Source organism: Acinetobacter shaoyimingii, assembly GCF_011578045.1.
Classification (GTDB): Bacteria; Pseudomonadota; Gammaproteobacteria; order Pseudomonadales; family Moraxellaceae; genus Acinetobacter; species Acinetobacter shaoyimingii.
In genome coordinates this window covers 293,705-312,335 of record NZ_CP049801.1, presented here as the reverse complement: position 1 = coordinate 312,335, position 18,631 = coordinate 293,705, and the positions used below count along the sequence as shown (strand labels likewise).

15 protein-coding genes and 2 tRNA genes are annotated in these 18,631 nt (G+C 37.6%); 10 read left to right on the top strand and 7 right to left on the bottom strand.

Annotated elements, in window-relative coordinates:
- The first annotated feature begins 17 nt into the window (after positions 1-17).
- Entirely contained in the window at positions 18-773 is a 756-nt protein-coding gene (locus G8E00_RS01445) for an SDR family oxidoreductase (protein WP_166221514.1), read from the top strand.
- 181 nt (positions 774-954) lie between these two features.
- On the top strand, positions 955-1,326 hold the full coding sequence (locus tag G8E00_RS01440) for a hypothetical protein (protein WP_166221512.1): 372 nt from the start codon (positions 955-957) through the stop codon (positions 1,324-1,326).
- A 75-nt stretch (positions 1,327-1,401) separates the two neighbouring features.
- Here the strand turns inward: G8E00_RS01440 and G8E00_RS01435 are convergent, their stop codons facing one another.
- Positions 1,402-3,585: a SulP family inorganic anion transporter gene (locus tag G8E00_RS01435; protein ID WP_166221510.1), complete on the bottom strand. Its 2,184-nt coding sequence runs from the start codon at positions 3,583-3,585 to the stop codon at positions 1,402-1,404.
- Between the two features lie 339 nt (positions 3,586-3,924).
- On the opposite strand from G8E00_RS01435, the gene G8E00_RS01430 reads away from it, so the two are divergent.
- From G8E00_RS01430 to G8E00_RS01415, 4 genes are read left to right on the top strand one after another with little or no spacing between them, the layout of a single operon-like run.
- Entirely contained in the window at positions 3,925-4,239 is a 315-nt protein-coding gene (locus tag G8E00_RS01430; RefSeq protein ID WP_166008746.1) for a hypothetical protein, read from the top strand.
- A 59-nt stretch (positions 4,240-4,298) separates the two neighbouring features.
- Positions 4,299-5,183, top strand: coding sequence for a sce7726 family protein (locus tag G8E00_RS01425; RefSeq protein ID WP_227591383.1), 885 nt, complete (start codon positions 4,299-4,301; stop codon positions 5,181-5,183).
- Positions 5,149-6,066: a sce7725 family protein gene (locus G8E00_RS01420; RefSeq protein ID WP_166221508.1), complete on the top strand. Its 918-nt coding sequence runs from the start codon at positions 5,149-5,151 to the stop codon at positions 6,064-6,066. Before G8E00_RS01425 ends, G8E00_RS01420 begins: the two co-directional genes overlap by 35 nt.
- Positions 6,063-7,118, top strand: a complete 1,056-nt coding sequence (locus tag G8E00_RS01415) for an RES domain-containing protein (RefSeq protein ID WP_166221506.1) — start codon at positions 6,063-6,065, stop codon at positions 7,116-7,118. Before G8E00_RS01420 ends, G8E00_RS01415 begins: the two co-directional genes overlap by 4 nt.
- 45 nt (positions 7,119-7,163) lie before the next feature.
- Here the strand turns inward: G8E00_RS01415 and G8E00_RS01410 are convergent, their stop codons facing one another.
- A complete protein-coding gene (locus tag G8E00_RS01410; RefSeq protein WP_166221504.1) occupies positions 7,164-9,539 on the bottom strand; it encodes a Tex family protein in 2,376 nt (791 codons plus the stop codon).
- 521 nt (positions 9,540-10,060) lie between these two features.
- Between G8E00_RS01410 and ompR the strand changes: the two genes are divergently transcribed.
- From ompR to G8E00_RS01395, 3 genes are all read left to right on the top strand, one after another.
- Positions 10,061-10,825, top strand: coding sequence for an osmolarity response regulator transcription factor OmpR (gene ompR, locus G8E00_RS01405; RefSeq protein WP_166008748.1), 765 nt, complete (start codon positions 10,061-10,063; stop codon positions 10,823-10,825).
- Positions 10,826-11,093: 268 nt separating this feature from the next.
- On the top strand, positions 11,094-12,554 hold the full coding sequence (locus G8E00_RS01400) for an ATP-binding protein (RefSeq protein ID WP_166008749.1): 1,461 nt from the start codon (positions 11,094-11,096) through the stop codon (positions 12,552-12,554).
- Positions 12,555-12,750: 196 nt separating this feature from the next.
- Positions 12,751-14,262: an acetyl-CoA hydrolase/transferase family protein gene (locus tag G8E00_RS01395; RefSeq protein ID WP_166221502.1), complete on the top strand. Its 1,512-nt coding sequence runs from the start codon at positions 12,751-12,753 to the stop codon at positions 14,260-14,262.
- A gap of 96 nt (positions 14,263-14,358) precedes the next feature.
- Here G8E00_RS01395 and G8E00_RS01390 read toward each other — a convergent pair whose 3' ends face one another.
- On the bottom strand, positions 14,359-16,017 hold the full coding sequence (locus G8E00_RS01390) for a GMC family oxidoreductase (protein ID WP_166221500.1): 1,659 nt from the start codon (positions 16,015-16,017) through the stop codon (positions 14,359-14,361).
- A gap of 221 nt (positions 16,018-16,238) precedes the next feature.
- Here G8E00_RS01390 and G8E00_RS01385 point away from each other — a divergent pair, with 221 nt between their 5' ends.
- On the top strand, positions 16,239-16,658 hold the full coding sequence (locus G8E00_RS01385; RefSeq protein ID WP_166221498.1) for a GNAT family acetyltransferase: 420 nt from the start codon (positions 16,239-16,241) through the stop codon (positions 16,656-16,658).
- 58 nt (positions 16,659-16,716) lie between these two features.
- On the opposite strand, the gene G8E00_RS01380 is transcribed toward G8E00_RS01385, so the two are convergent.
- The 4 genes from G8E00_RS01380 to G8E00_RS01365 form a co-directional block, all read right to left on the bottom strand.
- The gene (locus G8E00_RS01380) at positions 16,717-17,517 is read right to left on the bottom strand and encodes a class I SAM-dependent methyltransferase (protein ID WP_166221496.1); all 801 of its coding nucleotides are present in this window, start codon (positions 17,515-17,517) and stop codon (positions 16,717-16,719) included.
- Between the two features lie 163 nt (positions 17,518-17,680).
- Positions 17,681-17,756: transfer RNA gene (locus G8E00_RS01375), tRNA-Phe, on the bottom strand.
- 135 nt (positions 17,757-17,891) lie between these two features.
- Positions 17,892-17,967, bottom strand: a tRNA-Phe gene (locus tag G8E00_RS01370).
- 198 nt (positions 17,968-18,165) lie between these two features.
- Complete coding sequence (locus G8E00_RS01365) at positions 18,166-18,543, bottom strand: GNAT family N-acetyltransferase (protein WP_166008754.1); 378 nt, start codon at positions 18,541-18,543, stop codon at positions 18,166-18,168.
- Between the last annotated feature and the right edge of the window lie 88 nt (positions 18,544-18,631).

Here is an 18,631-nt window from a genome sequence, read left to right as displayed (position 1 = left end):
AGATAGGGAATAAAACAATGTCAAAACATGATTTGAAAGGTAAAACTGTACTCATCACTGGCGGTGCAAAAAATTTAGGTGGCTTAATTTCTAGAAAATTTGCCGAACAAGGTGCCAATTTAGTGATTCATTTTAACAGTGAAAGCGCACGAGCAGATGCTGAAGAAACGCTTAGCGCTGTACAAGCCTTAGGTTCCAAAGCAATTACCATTCAAGCCGATTTATCAGATATTTCAAAAATTGAAGCGCTATTCCTTAAAGCCAAAGAAACATTTGGGGGTGTCGATATTGCAATCAATACAGTAGGTCGTGTTCTCAAAAAACCGTTTTTGGAAACCACTGAAACTGAATTTGATTCGATGAGTGATATTAATTCCAAAATTGCTTATTTCTTTATCCAATCTGCAGGTAAACATTTAAATAACGACGGTAAAATTTGTACCATTGTGACCAGTTTACTGGCGGCTTATACAGGTCTATATTCCACCTATGAAGGCTTAAAAGCACCCGTTGAACACTATACCCGCGCAGCATCTAAAGAGTTTGGGGAGCGTGGAATTTCTGTGACAGCCGTTGCTCCAGGTCCAATGGATACCCCATTTTTCTATGGACAAGAAGCGCCTGAAGCTGTGGCTTATCACAAATCTGCTTCTGCGCTAGGTGGCTTAACCAAAATCGAAGACATTGAACCTTTAGTTCGCTTTTTAGTAACAGATGGTTGGTGGATTACTGGTCAAACGATTTTTGCCAATGGTGGTTACACCACACGTTAAGCAACACTATCCATTTCCATTCACACAATGTAGAGATGCTCACCATTGAGCATCTCTACACTTTCAATTTATACCATCCTAAAAAAATAAATGTTTTCAAAAATCAACAATTAATGATAATTTAATATTCACTTAAGAAATATATTCCAAAATAGAACAAAATTCGAAACGAGCTGGGATAATGAAAAGTTTGTGGCTGGCTAAAGCTTTTTTATTGATCATTGTAATCTTGGGGCTTATTGGTTTTTTCCCACTAGGTCAAAGTCCTGTTTTTTCATTTTCAAGCATAATCTTGATCGGCCTAATCATGATATCGTTTGATATTGCTTTGAATCTGAATCTAAGCACGCTTCAACCTGAAACACTAAATTCTGGCACACTTAAATCTCACAATCTTAAACAGCAAGATTTTAAGCAAGATAACCAACTAAACAATATCGAAGAAAAACAGTATGACAATGTCAAAACACAGAAACGCCATGGTTTTCTCATAACCAAAATTGGAACTGTGATGGTCATTTTTAGCTTTCTTGTAGAATGTTTAATTCAATAACATCAAACCATTAAAAAATAATCGCGATAAAAAAGACCTTCTCATCGGAAGGTCTTTTTTAATCAAATGAATATCTTACATAAAATCGACTTTGCCCGTATGCACATCATAAATCGCACCGACAATGTTAATTTCATTTTTCTCAACCATTGCTCTTAAAACATCACTATTTTGCAAAATATAACGAATATTATTTTGAACATTGAGTACGGTCACCGCATGTACAAAGCTACTGGTTAAATGACAACCCGGTTGTTCTTTGGTCACTGTATCTGCTGCATCCATAATGGGTTTCAAGAAATACTGCACATGGGGTGTCTCAGTGAGTTGAGTAATATCTTTCTTTTGCTCATACAGTTGGCAAGCTGCCGTGACTGCACCACAGTCTGTATGCCCTAGCACCACAATCAATTTAGATCCCTTACTTTTACAAGCAAATTCCAAAGAACCTAAAACTTTCTCACCTGCGATATTTCCTGCAATCCGAAGACTAAATAAATCTCCAATACCGACATCAAAAATACGCTCTGTCGGTGCACGAGAATCCATACATCCCAATACTGCAGCAAATGGGTGTTGCCCCGATTGCGACGTGACTTGAATCTGACGAGCAATGTTATGATGCAAACGCTCATGATTTACAAAGCGATAATTGCCTTCTTTAAGCAGCTGTAACACTTGCTCAGGCGTTAAATGGCGCTGTACTTCCTGCGTACTGACATTGATATCCAATTCATCTTCAACAATTTCAGGATAATGCGCTTTAAATCCAATCAGTTTCAAATCAATTTTTTTAGTGACTGCTGAACCTTCTTTAAAATCCTTAATCACCGAATATACGTCTGGATCAATGTAATAGGTGTTTGAAGCATCAATTACCGCTTGCTCACCGCGTTTTAATTTTTCCAAAGCAGACACTAAAGCCGCTCGGTTTAAAAAAGAAATATTTGGTGCCAACTCAATGCGGGTTAATTTGCCATGCAAATGTGTTTCATGAATCACTCGCACACCGCGGCGCAAATTATTACGTAAAATGATGATCAAGCTGATCACCAGCCCCACCATAATACCAATCAGTAGATCAGTCGCAATAATTGCAATCACCGTAATAATAAATGGTAAGAATTGCTTCCAGCCTTCACCGTATAGACGCTTAAATAGCATAGGGCTTGCGAGTTTAAAACCAGTAAGAATCAGAATGGCAGCCAGTGCAGATAAAGGCACAATATTCATTAAGGGTGTTAAAAACACCAATGCCACTGCCAATAGCACACCATGAAACACAGCTGAAAATTTAGTTTTTGATCCGCTTGTTGCATTCACAGAACTACGTACAATGACCGATGTAATTGGCATGCCGCCGATTAAACCTGAAAAAGTATTGCCTATACCTTGTGCAAACAATTCACGGTTCGGTGGTGATGCTCTTTTTTGCGGATCCATTTTATCGGCCGCTTCCAAATTCAGTAACGTCTCAATTGAAGCTACGACTGCTAAGGTAATTGCACCTGTATAAATGACTGCATGATTCCAATAAGAAAAGTCAGGGAAACTAAAAATGGTTTCTGAGTCTGAAAAGACATTGGGCAGATCAATCAGATGTTCATTACGCACAACAAGATTTGAATTGGTTTGAATAAAAATATAATTCAACACTCCAGCGAAGATGACCGCAATTAACGCTGAAGGTAATTGGGTCTTTTTCAGTGGGGTTTTATCCCAAACCAAAATCAGCAAAATACTCAATAAACCAATCAGCCCTGCACCATAATCAAAATGTGGCGCCAACGTCTCAAACCCACCACGCCAGTGCAGTTTTAATAAATCGATTTTAATCCCAATTAAATGAGGAATCTGATTGAGAATAAGGATAATACCAATAGCAGCCAGCAAACCTAAAATAACGTTGGTGGGAATAAAGTTGGCAAATGAACCTAATCTAAAAATACCAAATGCAACTTGTAATAAACCCGCTAAAACCAAACAGAAGAGAAAGGCTTGATAATTTCCACCCAGCTGACTCAACAGCGATAATACAATTGCGGCAAGTCCAGCAGCAGGACCAGATACACTAATATGCGATCCGCTGAGATAGCCCACCACGATCCCGCCAATCACACCTGCGATCACACCTGCAATAAGTGGTGCACCAGATGCACTGGCGATACCCAAACATAATGGAAGTGCGACTAAGAATACGACTAAACCAGAGAGAAGGTCATTCGGGTAAAATCTTTTTTCCAAAACATTTTCAGACATTATTATTTTGCTCATCCATTGATGAAAGTTACGTGATTTTTCAACTATCAAATAAAGAAAAATCATTCATTTTATGCGATTTAAATCACACTTATAGGTTGTTTTACTCTACTTTATGAGAAAATGATCATCAATTGCATTGTCTAACAATTACATAAAATAATGAGAAACATAAATAATTATCGTAGTGTTCATGCTGATAAAAATTAGATTAAGATTAAAAAATATGAAGATAAAACTTTGTAAATAAAATGATTATTTATGATCAACTTTCACATGAATTGACGATTTTTTTTTAAGCATGCTATAAATTCAATTCATTTTTGTTGTAACAAATCTATGCGTACTTTTTTTAACATTCTGCAATTCGCCAGCATTGCATTTGCAATTTATCTCAGCTATCAAATTTTTCTCGGTATTTCTCTAGATCAAACCAAAATCATGGATCTTGTCGCCGATGTGGGCACGCTCCTCATTTGCATCGATTTAACAGTCTTTCTTTGGCATAACAAGAGATTACAGAAACAGAGTGTTCAAGACCCTTCTGTGTTAACTCAAGATGTCCCGCCTGTAGTCAAAATCACTCGCAAAATTGGGCATTTTGGCATTTTATTGATTATCACCAGTTGGATTGTGCCCATGATTAATGGATGAGTAGCTGTAAAAAAACTTCCCTAAATGGGAGGTTTTTTATACAATGTGCCTATTAATCCATGATTAAAAACACTATGATTTCTGAGAGAGAAGTTGCAAAGCTTTTTACAAGCAATTGTTTAAATGCTATTGCTTGCAATGATCTTTTAACCTTAGAAAAGATCAAACTTTTCGAAATTGCTAATTATTTTGAAGTTAAATCATTTGATGAACTTTACAATAATGCTTACCACATACTAAGTAAAAATTATCGTAACGAATATATTTATAAAAATATTATTGCTAGAAAAATTTTTCTTGGTAGACACTCTTTTAGTACTTCAAATCTTCTTTCCGAATTCCGTGTCGGCTCTAATATAGCTGATCTTGTTCTTTTAAATGGCCACTCCACCTGTTATGAAATCAAAACTGAATACGATAGTCTTTTAAGATTAGATAACCAATTATCTTCTTTCTTAAAAGTATTTGATAAGGTTAATGTTGTTTGTTCATTTTCAATGTTAGAAAATATTTTACATTTAGCACCTCCGCAAGTTGGTGTAATTGTATTAACGGATCAAAATACATTAAGAACAATACGGCAACCTGTTATAACAGAAGAATTGGATATTTCCTTAATCATGAAATCATTGAGAAAAGAAGAATATAAATCAATTGCTGAAAAATTTTATGGACTGAAAATCGAAGTTCCGAATACTAGACTTTATGACTTGTGCGAAAAAATTATAAAACAACAAGATCCAAAATTAGTAAAAAAAGCTTTACTAAGCACATTAAAATCAGCTAGAAAAAATCATTCATTTGCTATTAATTCTTTACCATATTCTTTGACTAATGCATTAATTAGCTTTAAATTTAGACAAAATGATCTACAAAATCTCATAAAAATTTTTTCATCGAGGGAACGAAATGTATTACCCAATATTGAGAGGGAAGTTAAATGAACTTCTAGCATTAAGAGAACTTTCAGAATTAAATTTAAAGTATTTCACACCTGTCATAGAACCTGTAAAAAAAGATATAAAACAACTAATTAAAACAATTGAGCATCTTAACAAAAACAGTATAGAGCCCTATATTATTATCAATCCATCAATAGGTGAATACTCACATTGCTCAGAAGAATTATTTATAGCATTGAATAAATTTGAATCTATTAGTTATCAAGTTTTATATTCCATTAATCAAGAAACCAAAAACTATGAGGATTTCTTAGGTATTGGTAGCTTTGGTCTTTTCATACAAAAAGGGATTGATAATAAAATTATTGATTTTTCAACTAAGTCTATGATTAATTTCATCCAAAATGATGTTAATCCCAATGTAAAAAAATTAATTAATAATAAAGTTATATATGAAGACTTTTTTAGAAAGCAGAAAAAAAATGCTGATTACCCTAAAGAATCTCAATTTTCATCCATTCATAGTTATTTCACTCAAGAAAACAATGTAATAGGTTTTAGTGACTACACCATTACAGGAGATGATTTTAATGAAAATGGTGGTCCAGCTTATGTTGTTACAATACATTGCTCTTATATAGATAAGAATAGATTTGATGAACTATTTATTAGACATTATTCATCAACTGATGATGGTACGCCAACTAATCCAGGCGCTAAATTTATTGAAGCTTTAAGTTTACTAATAGATGAAGTTAACGAAGGAAAAATTCCTTTTACAAATACTAATGCTTTAAATAACTTTAAATATTTACATAAAATTGAGCATTTTCCAGGCTTAGGACAAATTAAAAAAATTTCAATAAAACATCATATTGAAACTATAAATAATTTCTTATCAGTACCTTTCGAGGTCAACAGATGAGTAATTCCCAATGCTGTGTTGAGTGTTTTCATGATGACACTATAAAAAAAATAATTACTGGGTATCAATACATTGGTCGTTGTCATTATTGCAATGCAAATAGAGTTGCTACTATAAAACTCGAAGCTCTAATCGCTGAGTTATCTTCAACTTTAGAAGGACTTTCCGATATGTTAGATGAAGATGATGATGGGGAAATGTTCATTGATATCCTAGATAATGACTTTAGAGTTTTTGCAAAAGAAACAAATATAAGTCGCATTAAGTCTGATTTACTTTCTGACTTTAGAGAACTCTTTGAAAAAAAATATAAATCAGTAAACACAAGTGAAATGCATGAACAATGGATTGAGTTCAAAAATGAAATTCTACATAAGAATAGATTTTTTCCTCAAACCCCTATCTATCAACAAGCATTTTTAAGAAATGGCGAACTATACACAACATTTCAACAACTTATTGAACAGCTTAATCTCCCTCTCCATCCATTAGAAGAATTTTACCGAGGTAGAATAAGCTCTACAGTGCTACCTCATAGCCAAATGGGTAAGCCCCCTTCACCCTCTCTAGCAACATTGGGTAGAGCTAATCCATACGGTATTTCTTATCTTTACTTAGCACAAACCGAAAGTATATGTATTAAAGAAATCAGACCAAATAACGGGGATACTATTTCCATCGCAAAATTCTGTGTTAACAAAGCTTTGAATGTAATTGATTTAAGAACACCTAGAGAAAATATATCTTTCTTATCTCTATCATCTACAGACTATACCGATATTCTAAAACTTGTTAGCCTACTTGAAACCTTTGCAAATGAACTCGCGTTACCAGTACTCCCGAATAACTCTCAAAAAGAATATATTCCTACTCAATTTATAACTGAGTTTTTTAAGACACATGGTAATAAAGATGGAATTATTTTTAATAGCTCGTATGGTGAGGGTTTTAATATTGTCCTATTTGATGATGCACATTGTTATTGTGACACCTCAACACCTGTATCTTTCATAAAAATCCGAGATATTTCTTTTCAGCATGAACCTAACTAATAAAAAACCGCCTCATTGGGCGGTTTTTTATTTGAAGCTCAAAGATTACTTCGAACCTTTAATCCCTGCTTGTAATAACAATGCACCTAAACCACCAATTTTCGCTTCTTGAGGCTTAGCATTTTGTGGTTTTTGACGCTGCGGACGATCACCTTGTGGACGATCTGATTGCGGACGTGCATGTTGAGGACGCTTCGCTTGAGGCTTACGCTCAGCACGTTGCTCACCATTGGCTGCTTCACGACGTGGTTGGCGAGGTGCTTTAGCTGGGGCTTCAGAACCTTCTGGACGCATCGACAAATTCACACGATTACGTTCAACATCCACTTGTAAAACACGCACTTGAACAATCTGACCAGGTTTCACAATCTTGTGCGGATCTGAAATAAATTCATTGGCCAATTCAGAAATATGGATTAAACCATCTTGATGAACACCAATATCCACAAATGCACCGAAATTCGTCACATTGGTGATCACACCTTCCAAAGTTAAACCTTCAGTCAGTTGTTTCACTTCAGTAATGTCTTCACGGAATTTTGCTGTACGGAATTCTGGACGTGGATCACGACCTGGTTTCTCAAGTTCAGCTAAAACATCTTTAATGGTTGGCAATCCAAACTTGTCATCAACAAACTCTTCAGCATTTACCTGACGGATGATTTCAGTATTGCAAATGATGTCTTTTACTGTAGTCGCTTTTGCTTCAACAATTTTGCTCACCAATGCATACGATTCAGGATGAACTGCTGATGCATCAAGTGGCTCAGAACCATTTTGAATACGTAAGAAACCTGCTGCTTGTTCAAAGGTACGCTCGCCTAAACGAGGTACATTTTTCAATGCTTGGCGATTTTCAAAAGAACCATTTTCTTTACGGTATTCTACGATTTGCTGTGCAATCGATTTATTTAAACCTGCGATATAACCCAAAATCGCTGAAGATGCAGTATTCACATCAACACCTACAGAGTTCACACAGTCTTCAACAACCGCTTCAAGTGTTTTTGCTAAACCTGTTTGGTTGACATCATGTTGATACTGACCAACACCAATCGATTTAGGGTCAATTTTAACCAGCTCAGCAAGCGGATCTTGTAAACGACGTGCAATAGACACTGCACCACGAATCGAAACATCTAAATCTGGTAATTCTTGTGAAGCCAATTCTGAAGCAGAATAAACCGATGCACCCGCTTCTGATACAGAAACACGTGTCAGTTTGAGATCCGCATTTGCTGCCATCATCTCAGCAACAACTGCTTCTGTTTCACGGCTTGCAGTACCGTTACCAATGGCAATCAGGTCAACATTAAACTCACGGCAAAGACGTGCTAGTTCTGCAATAGAACCTTCTTTATCTTCTTTTGGTGCAAATGGATAAATCGTGCTATGTGCCAATACATCACCAGATGCATTCACAACAGCCAATTTCACCCCTGTACGAATACCAGGGTCAACACCTAAGGTTGTACGCGCGCCCGCAGGTGCTGACAACAATAAATGACGTAGATTTTCAGCAAATACATCCATTGCCTCAGCTTCTGCAGCAAGGCGTTTTTCTGTCAACAAAGAATGTTCGATACTTGGACGAACTTTGCCTAACCAGAACAATTTCGCAGTTTGCTTTAAGAAATCTTGGCGTGCTTGAGGTTGAACCGTTTCTAAATTGTATTCTGTTTCAACGCGCACAAGTGGTTGATCATCTTGACCATCTACTTTTAAGCCAAGTACGTTTTCTTGACGACCACGAAGCATGGCCAATAAACGATGTGATGGAACTTTATTGAGATTTTCAGAAAAATCGAAGTAATCACGGAATTTTTTACCGACTTCTTTTTTCTCTTCACTCGCAACCAAGCTTTTTAATACTGCTGTTTTCGCAAAAATCGATTTAAGCTCAGTGGTGAGTGCAATATTTTGCGCCCAATCATCAATAATGATGTGCTGAATTGCATCCAATTGGCTATCGACATCTGGATAGTCTTCATGACTAAACCCAGCCAAAGCTTCTGCAGGCTCAACCTGTTCATTCAAAATTTTGTCAGCAATTGGACCAAGTCCTGCTTCTTTTGCTTTAAATGATTTGCTTGTACGTTTAGGACGGTACGGTGCGTATATTTCTTCTAATGCATTTTTAGTTTCTGCTGCATTAACACGAGCAAGTAAATCATCATTGAGTTTATTTTGTTCTTTGAGTGATTCAATCACCTTTTCGCGGCGATCAAATAAATCACGTAAATACGTTAGGCGCGTATCGAGTTGACGCAATTGAGTATCGTCTAAGCCTTGAGTTACTTCTTTACGGTAACGTGCGATAAATGGAACACTAGAACCTTCATCAATCAGCTTAATGGCAGCTTCTACTTGGTTTGGACGTACGGCAATTTCTTTTGCCAACTGCTGAACTAAGTCAGTCATCGTGTTTAATTCCACAAGGATAAGGACTAAAAGTTAGTGATTATAAAGACCAAGACCATAAAATCCACAGTTGTTTTGAATATTTGCAATGGAAATTTTGATAAAAGTTTCATTTTTTGCTTTTTTTGGTATGAAATCTGTGCCATGTTATAAAAATCAGGAATGTAAGCCCTTTAAATTTTATGTCGATTGAATTAAAAAAAATCATCAAGTTCAGATGAAAATTTAAAGTAAATTTCAATTAAAAACATCAGCTAAATTTTTGATTTAGAAAAACTTAACAATAATCTTTTAAATTTAAAAAAAACAATTCATTAAACTGGTTTTTCTACCTTCATCAAAGGCGAGTAATTTGCTCAGATATTCTAGAAAAGTATCGATTTTTTAGGGATGTTGTGTTTTGGTTTCAAAATACAGATAGAATTGTAATTTTGAGCAAATTGATACATAGTCATAACAAGAACTTAAGCATTATACTGTGATCTACAAATATTTATAAATACAACTTAAGGGAGTGCATCATGAGTTTGGTTGTACCTGCTGAAAATACAGACGTCGTACACAATGAAACTGATCGTGTCGAACGAATTTTAGTTGTCGATGATGATGTACGTTTACGTACCCTTTTACAGCGTTTCTTAGAAGACAAAGGATTCGTTGTTAAAACCGCTCATGATGCAACGCAAATGGATCGGTTACTACAACGTGAACTCTTTTCACTCATCGTGCTCGATTTCATGCTTCCTGTAGAAGATGGCTTAAGTATTTGCCGTCGCCTACGCCAATCTAACATCGATACCCCAATCATTATGCTCACTGCTCGTGGTAGTGACTCTGACCGTATTGCAGGGCTAGAGGCTGGTGCTGATGACTACTTACCAAAACCGTTCAATCCAAATGAATTGTTAGCGCGTATTCGTGCTGTGTTACGTCGCCAAGTTCGTGAAGTGCCTGGTGCACCAAGTCAAAATGTAGAAGTCGTTTCATTTGGTCCTTGGTCACTGGATTTATCAACACGTACATTGACCCGTGAAGGTCAAGTGGTCACATTGACCACAGGTGAGTTTGCGGTACTCAAAGCATTAGTTCAACATCCTCGTGAACCTTTAACACGCGATAAATTGATGAACTTAGCGCGTGGTCGTGAATGGGGTGCAATGGAGCGCTCGATTGATGTTCAAGTGTCACGTTTACGCCGCTTGATTGAAGAAAACCCTGCCCGCGCACGTTATATTCAAACGGTATGGGGCGTCGGTTATGTCTTTGTTCCAGATGGCGCTGAATAAACTCGATTGATACGATACCACTGATATTCGCTGCTTCAATGAATGGTTTGATCTTATTTACTGGAACGCCATGAAAGGAACGTAACCGATTTAAATCAGCGAACTATTCAGTGAATCACTGAAAGATGAGGATTTAGCAGTATCTAGGCAATATGTTGGGCAAATGAATCGATCAAAATAATTTTCGTGTTTCAAAGCACATGCATCATATTCAATGCATTGATGAGTCATTGCCCTATCTTGATATAAATTTTGGCAGGAAGCAGGTGTGAAACTCGATCCCATAGATCCACAAACATTCAATGAGTTTGAAGCGTATTCTGAAAAGAAACGTACGCCTTGGGAACGTTTTTTAGACAAAGTCAAACCACGTTCGGCTGCAATGCGCACCACTGTGTTGGTGATTTTCATTGTCTTCTTTAGCTTATTTATGTCTCTTTGGTTTTTTTGGAAAACCTTGTATTTGCCTGAAATTCAACAGCACGCTCGTTATTTGGCGGTTGAATTAGAAATTATCAATAATCCGCAATTACGCATTTTTCATGATGAAACTGAACTCGATACTGACCAATGGCTCAAACAACGCGTCGGTATCGAATATGTGACTGATCCTGCTCAATATCCAAACCCACGTGAAAAAGTCATTGCAGAGTTTTTTACCAATCGTATTGAGTCTGCGCTCGCCAAAGAGCTCAATGTCGATAACGTAACGGTGTATTTCCAGTTCAAACCCAGCCCACGTATTTGGATTCAAACCCCAGAAATGAAGGGTCATTGGGTTCAAGAGCCTTTAAAAACCTATGCCAATTATAGCCCTGAACTGATTTTAGGATGGTTACTTGGCGTTCCTTTGATTGCTGCAATCATTATCTTGACGCTCGTTCGACAGCTGAACCGTCCCTTAAGCCGATTACAAAATGCAGCCAATAGCTATAGTAAAACTGGCAAAGCCCCGTATTTAGAGACCAATCATGGTCCACAAGAAATTCGGCAAGTGAACCAAGCGTTTAATCATATGATTTACACACTTGAACAAACTGAACGTGATCGTCAAATCATGTTGGCGGGGATTTCACACGATTTACGCACGCCACTCACCCGTATTCGACTTAGTGCAGAGATGATGCCCGATGAAGACTTTCTTAAAGAAGGTCTGATTTATGATGTCGAAGATATGGATGCAATTTTAGATCAGTTCATTTCTTATATGCGTGATGGTTCTGATGAAGAACTTAAAGACACCAATATCAATATCTTGCTACAAGAACTGGTCATTCAGTTTAAACCTTTAGATATTCGTTTTGTTCCTCAAGATGTTCCAATTCTTCCAGCACGCTCATTGTCCTTAAAACGCTTGATTGGCAATTTAATTAATAATGCTAAGCGCTATGGTGCTGAACCTATTGAAATTTCAGCCTATGTTGAAGGCAATTTCATCAAAATCAGTGTAATTGATCATGGTGAAGGTATTCCTGAAGATCAAATTGATGAACTGATGCAACCCTTTGTTCGAGGTAATTCAGCACGAACGGTTCAAGGCAGTGGTTTAGGACTTGCTATTGTGAAGAGGATTGTCGATATTCACCAAGGTCAACTGGTCATTCGCAATCAAGAATCAGGTGGATTAGAAGCCATTATTCTTCTACCTCTACCGAATCACTTAGAAACAGAATCGGTCTCCAACAATCCGATTCAAAAAATTAAACAGAGTTTTAGTGAGAGATTCTAAATTTCATTGAAAAATAAACCATTATAATTTTTATTTGATTTTTTAAAATATTTTAAAAACAATGCCTTATAAAGCATAAAATTTTATTATAATGGTATTTATTGAAAAAATTAGACCTTAGACTAACAGAGATGCACAATCTTGATCTGGGGCGGTACAATCCGTCTAAGTTTTGAACAAGAATTGAGCTTAAACCATGTCTTTAGATCGTATTCGATTAGCTTCCCTTCATGACAAAGTCATGAGCGCAGAACAAGCTGCTACTTTTATCCAAGATGGTATGACGGTAGGTATGAGTGGATTTACTCGTGCCGGTGAAGCAAAAGCTGTACCTTTAGCATTGGTTAAACAAGCGCATGCAAACCCACTCAAAATCACTTTAATCACTGGTGCGTCTCTCGGTAACGACTTAGACAAACAGTTAACTGAAGCTGGCGTTCTAGCACGCCGTTTGCCTTTCCAAGTCGACAGCACATTACGTAAAGCCATCAACAAAGGCGAAGTGATGTTCATCGATCAGCATTTGTCAGAAACAGTTGAACAAATGCGTAACCAGCAATTGAAAAAACCTGATATTGCTGTGATCGAAGCGGTTGCTATCACTGAAGATGGCGGCATTATTCCAACAACTTCAGTAGGTAACTCTGCAAGCTTTGCGATTTTTGCTGAAAAAGTGATTGTTGAAATCAACACCAGCTTAAGCCCTGCTTTTGAAGGCTTACACGATATTTATATCCCAACATATCGCCCTACTCGTCAAGCTATTCCATTGACGCATGTTGAAGAGCGTATTGGTACGCCTGCGATTAATATCGACCCTGCGAAAATTGTCGGCATCGTATTTAACAGCGAAATGCATGACTCTCCATCAACTGTGACTGCACCTGATGATGAAACTCAAGGTATTGCAAACCACTTGATCGCTTTCTTTGAAAAAGAAGTTGAAAATGGTCGTTTACCTTCAAACTTAGGCCCACTTCAAGCAGGTATTGGTTCAATCGCCAATGCAGTTTTGACAGGTCTTAAAGAATCAAATTTTGAAGACTTGATCATGTACTCAGAAGTACTTCAAGACTGTACTTTCGAATTGATCGATGCAGGTAAAATGAAGTTCGCTTCAGGTTCTTCAATTACTTTATCTGCTAAATATGGCGAAAAAGTATTTAATAATCTTGAACACTACAAAGACAAACTTGTACTTCGTCCGCAAGAAATTTCCAACCACCCTGAATTGGTTCGTCGTTTAGGTATTATCGGCATCAACACTGCACTTGAGTTTGATATTTACGGTAACGTGAACTCAACGCATGTATGCGGTTCAAAAATGATGAACGGTATTGGCGGTTCAGGTGACTTCGCACGTAATGCACACATTGCAATTTTTGTAACAAAATCAATTGCAAAAGGCGGTGACATTTCGTCTGTAGTCCCAATGGCGTCTCACGTAGATCACACAGGTCATGACGTCGATGTTCTTGTGACTGAACAAGGTCTTGCTGACTTACGTGGTTTAGCACCTCGTGAACGTGCTCGCGCAATCATTGATAACTGTGCACACCCAATGTACCGTGATGCATTAAACGATTACTTCGACCGCGCATGTGAAAAAGGTGGTCAAACACCTCATCTTCTTCGTGAAGCACTTGCTTGGCATGCAAACTTTGAAGAACAAGGTCACATGCTTGTTGCTGACAAAAAATCAGCTTAATTCTTTCAGTTAAGCATCTAAAAAACGCCCTTCTGGGCGTTTTTTTATTTTCGATATCTGAATTAAAGGGCTTTTATACAATCACCAACACCAAGCTTAGCTCAGCAAAGCGGGTTCGCTTTGAGTCGCATCTAATGTTGAAGATAAAACACTTTGACGATAACTTTGCCTGATCATATCGACCGCCTTCTCTGCAATCATGACCACGGGTGCGTTGGTATTGCCATTGACCACGGTTGGCATGATGGAAGCATCCACCACACGTAAGCCCTGAATGCCATCAACACGGAGTTCTGGATCGACTACAGCCATGCTATCTATACCCATCTTACAACTCCCTACAGGGTGATAAACCGTATCTGAGCGAGCCCTCAAAATTTCGCGAATTTCATTATCTGACTGGACTTTGGCTGTAAAAATATCTTCTGAGACAATCTCTTTAAAAGATTGAGACTGCATGAGTTGCTGTGTCAGCTTAAAGCCTTTAACCATTTCTTCAATATCCCAATCATCACCATAAAAATTAGGGTCAATTAGGAGTGGATCATCAATTTTCGATCCTGTAATTTTGATCGTGCCACGACTCTTTGGATTGAGCAAACAGACATGACAGGAAATCCCGTGCCCCATATGCATTTTACGGGCATGATCATCGACCAGAGCCACGACAAAATGTAGCTGTAAATTGGGTAATGTCTGTTCTGGAGAGCTTTTTAAAAATCCTCCGCATTCAGCAAAATTGGTGGTGAGCAAACCACGGCGTTCTTTTTGATAACGGCGCCATTGTTTAAAGAAGTCAACTGATCCTCCCAGAGATACCCCAAAAGTCCCCGCAATCTCTTTGACCTTATAAGCAAAGATAAAATCAGGATGATCATGAAAGTTTTTACCCACACCAGGCAAATGTTTTTTTACTTCAATACCGTGTGCTGCCAATTCCGCTTGATCGCCAATGCCTGAGAGCATCAAAATTTGTGGGGATTGAATAGCGCCTGCGCTGAGTAGCACCTCTCGTTTTGCATGGAGCTGTATCACCTGATTACCTGTACGGTATTCGACGCCAACAGCCTTATTGTTTTCAATCAAAATACGTTGCGTCAATGCATGGGTAATGACGGTTAAATTTGAACGATTCAAGTGTGGAAATAAATAACCTCGTGCAACACTACAACGCTCACCATTCGTATGTGTGACTTGGTAAACGCCTAGACCTTCCTGCTCTTCGCTATTGAAGTCATCCAAAATACGATAGCCTTGTTCCTTTGCAGCATCCAGATAACGCTGTTGCAGCGGGTTATCACTGTGTAAATCGATGACTGACAATGGACCATCATTACCATGATATTCATTGTGAATACGTTCGTTATTTTCAGACTTGATAAAATAAGGCAGTACGTCTTGATATGACCATCCTGTGTTGCCTAACGAAGCCCAATGATCGTAGTCTTGACGATTGCCTCGAATATACACCATGGCATTAATCGCAGATGATCCACCTAAACATTTTCCACGGGGTTGATAGCCCTTTCGACCATTTAAGCCATTTTGAGGGACGGTTTCAAAAGCCCAGTTATTAATTTTGGTCGGAATACTCACCACAGCAGCACATGGGACATTGACCAACACCCCATCACCACCGCCACCTGCTTCAAGCAAACAAACGGATACTTGAGGATCTTCTGAAAGTCGACTAGCAAGCACACAACCTGCGGAACCACCGCCAATGACAATATAATCAAATTCGCCTTTTTCCATAGCGCTTTATCCTTTTTATAAATTTTATTGTTTCATCTTTGTCATTATCCACATTTTCGAGATAAATTAATTATTCAGTTTCATCAATTTTCTAAACAATTGAGTCACATATCGCAAGTCCATTACAGTTAAATAATTTTCATTATTCATCATTTTTAGATTAAAAAAACATCAAAAATAGTTTACTCTGAAATTATCGACTAAACATCTATTGAATCCTTATGTTTATCATTCGCCCTTATGTAGATTCAGATTTAGAAGAAATAATTGCGCTGTGGGAGCTGTGTGATTTAACACGTCCTTGGAATAGTCCTGAAATTGATATCTTTAGAAAAGCTGCGCAAAAAGATGGTTTATTTTTAGTTGCCGTCAAAGATGAACAACTGATTGCCACATTAATGGGGGGCTATGATGGACATCGGGGCTGGGTAAATTATTTAGCCGTTCATCCACATTATCAACGCAATGGTGTTGCAACAGCCTTGATTCAACACTTGGAAAAGCGCTTGATTGCATTGGGATGTCCAAAATTACAACTACTCATACGTAAAGAAAATATTGACGTCCAAAACTTCTATGAGCAGCTTGGCTATGAAGAAGTTGATGTCATTTGTTTAGGCAAACGACTGATTCGTGATTAAAATTCCTCACAAGCGCGACATCCAAAATTGAACATATTATTGAAATACATTCATAAAACTATGATTTAAAAGAATATCGCATGATTGATGGACGTTTAGCATTCTTTTTCATCTGACTTGATTTCAAGCGTCCAATTCTTAAAAATATTGGGAACTCAACATTCAACAAAGCATGCTTATAGCCATGCTCTTGAAAAAACTCAGCCAATTTTTTTAAAGGATCTTGTTGATTTTCCTTTTTATACTTTTTTAAAGCAGACCACGTCGATAAGTAATTCAAAAACTGATCTACGCTCCACTGATAATGCATTTTTAATCGAGGTACATGCAGTTCATCAAATGGAAATGGAATAGTCGCATACCCCTCATCTATATATTTTCTTTCTGCATCCCAATAACCCTTTAAGGTTTCATAATAAAGCGACTGCAATAAACGATTCACTGCGACATCTTGAATCTGAATAAGACCATAACCAATCACAGCCAATACCCCATCTGGTTTGAGCGTACGTTGAACCTCTGCATAAAAAGCATCGAAATCAAACCAATGAATGGCTTGCGCTACAGTAACGAGGTCAAAAGTTTGATCATGGAATGACGTTTTTTCAGCATGTTGAATTTGATAACTGACATTTTCCAAATAATGGGCTTGTTTTAGCTGTTGGGCACTTAAATCTGTGGCAACGATCTGTTCAAAATAAGGAGATAATAATTGCGTAAATTGACCTAAACCTGCTCCACAATCCCACGCAAATTGTTTGTGTGGTACATGTTTGAGTATTTCTGCAATCACAGCATGCGGATAACTCGGTCTTGCCTGTTGATAAATATGGCTCTGCTCTGAGAATAAGTCCTTCATTGCTCTATTCTTATAGTTGTTATATGACTTCACTTTACACTGTTTTCAGTATTTTCAGAAAAGATCGTGTAGGACAAAATATGCATGACCATGCTTTTCAAAGACTTATTAGATCATTTGGCATAAAAAAACCCCAAACTTAAAGTTTGGGGTTTTTTAAATATGGTGGCGAGACCCAGGATCGAACTGGGGACACACGGATTTTCAATCCGTTGCTCTACCTACTGAGCTATCACGCCGATGCGGTGTATTAAGCCGTAACTGTGTTCAATAGTCAATAAAAATCATGACTTTTTTATTTGTTTGGGTAAATTTCAAGCAAAAAAAATCTCTGATGGGATCAGAGATTGAAATCTTAAATCAGATTTTGAATATGGTGGCGAGACCCAGGATCGAACTGGGGACACACGGATTTTCAATCCGTTGCTCTACCTACTGAGCTATCACGCCGATGTCGCGTATTAAACAATTTCAACACAAGCGCGTCAAGAGCCTTTTTCATTAAAAACTAGCAAGTGCCTACTTTTACAGCAAATCTAGTTTTTTTGATGTGTATTTAAGCAACATTGAACTTGATACACACTCAATATCACCACTCAGCACTTACTTTAAATACATTCAAAACAGGTGAAATGCGTCTGAATGTGCTTAAATTTTTTCAATAGCCGTTAAACAACGGTGAATCGCACCACAGCCAGGTTCAAATTCTTTAACACCGTGCGCTTCCTCCATACGACAAACTTCCTCCACCAAACGCTCTGCAACGCCACGCCCTCGGTTAGCAGGATGCACCACCACATATTCTAAGGTCTTGCGATCACCTTGACCCGTACACCAGATCGCACCTATTATTTTTGTATTAAATTCTGCGGTGTAAAGTATTGTATACTGGTGAAGATTCTGCTCAAGTTGTGTCATGGCATCTTCGCCATCGCCAAATTCTGGACTGGTGTCATACAAACGCTCAAGCTGTTCGCGAACTTCATCATTTTCCAAGGAAGTTATAGCATGTACGGTAATAGGCATTGATTAACCCTCCTGAGCAATCTAATATGCTGTCACTTTCGTCACAGCGAAATATTTACATTCATCATTTTTAACGTTTTTGAGGAAC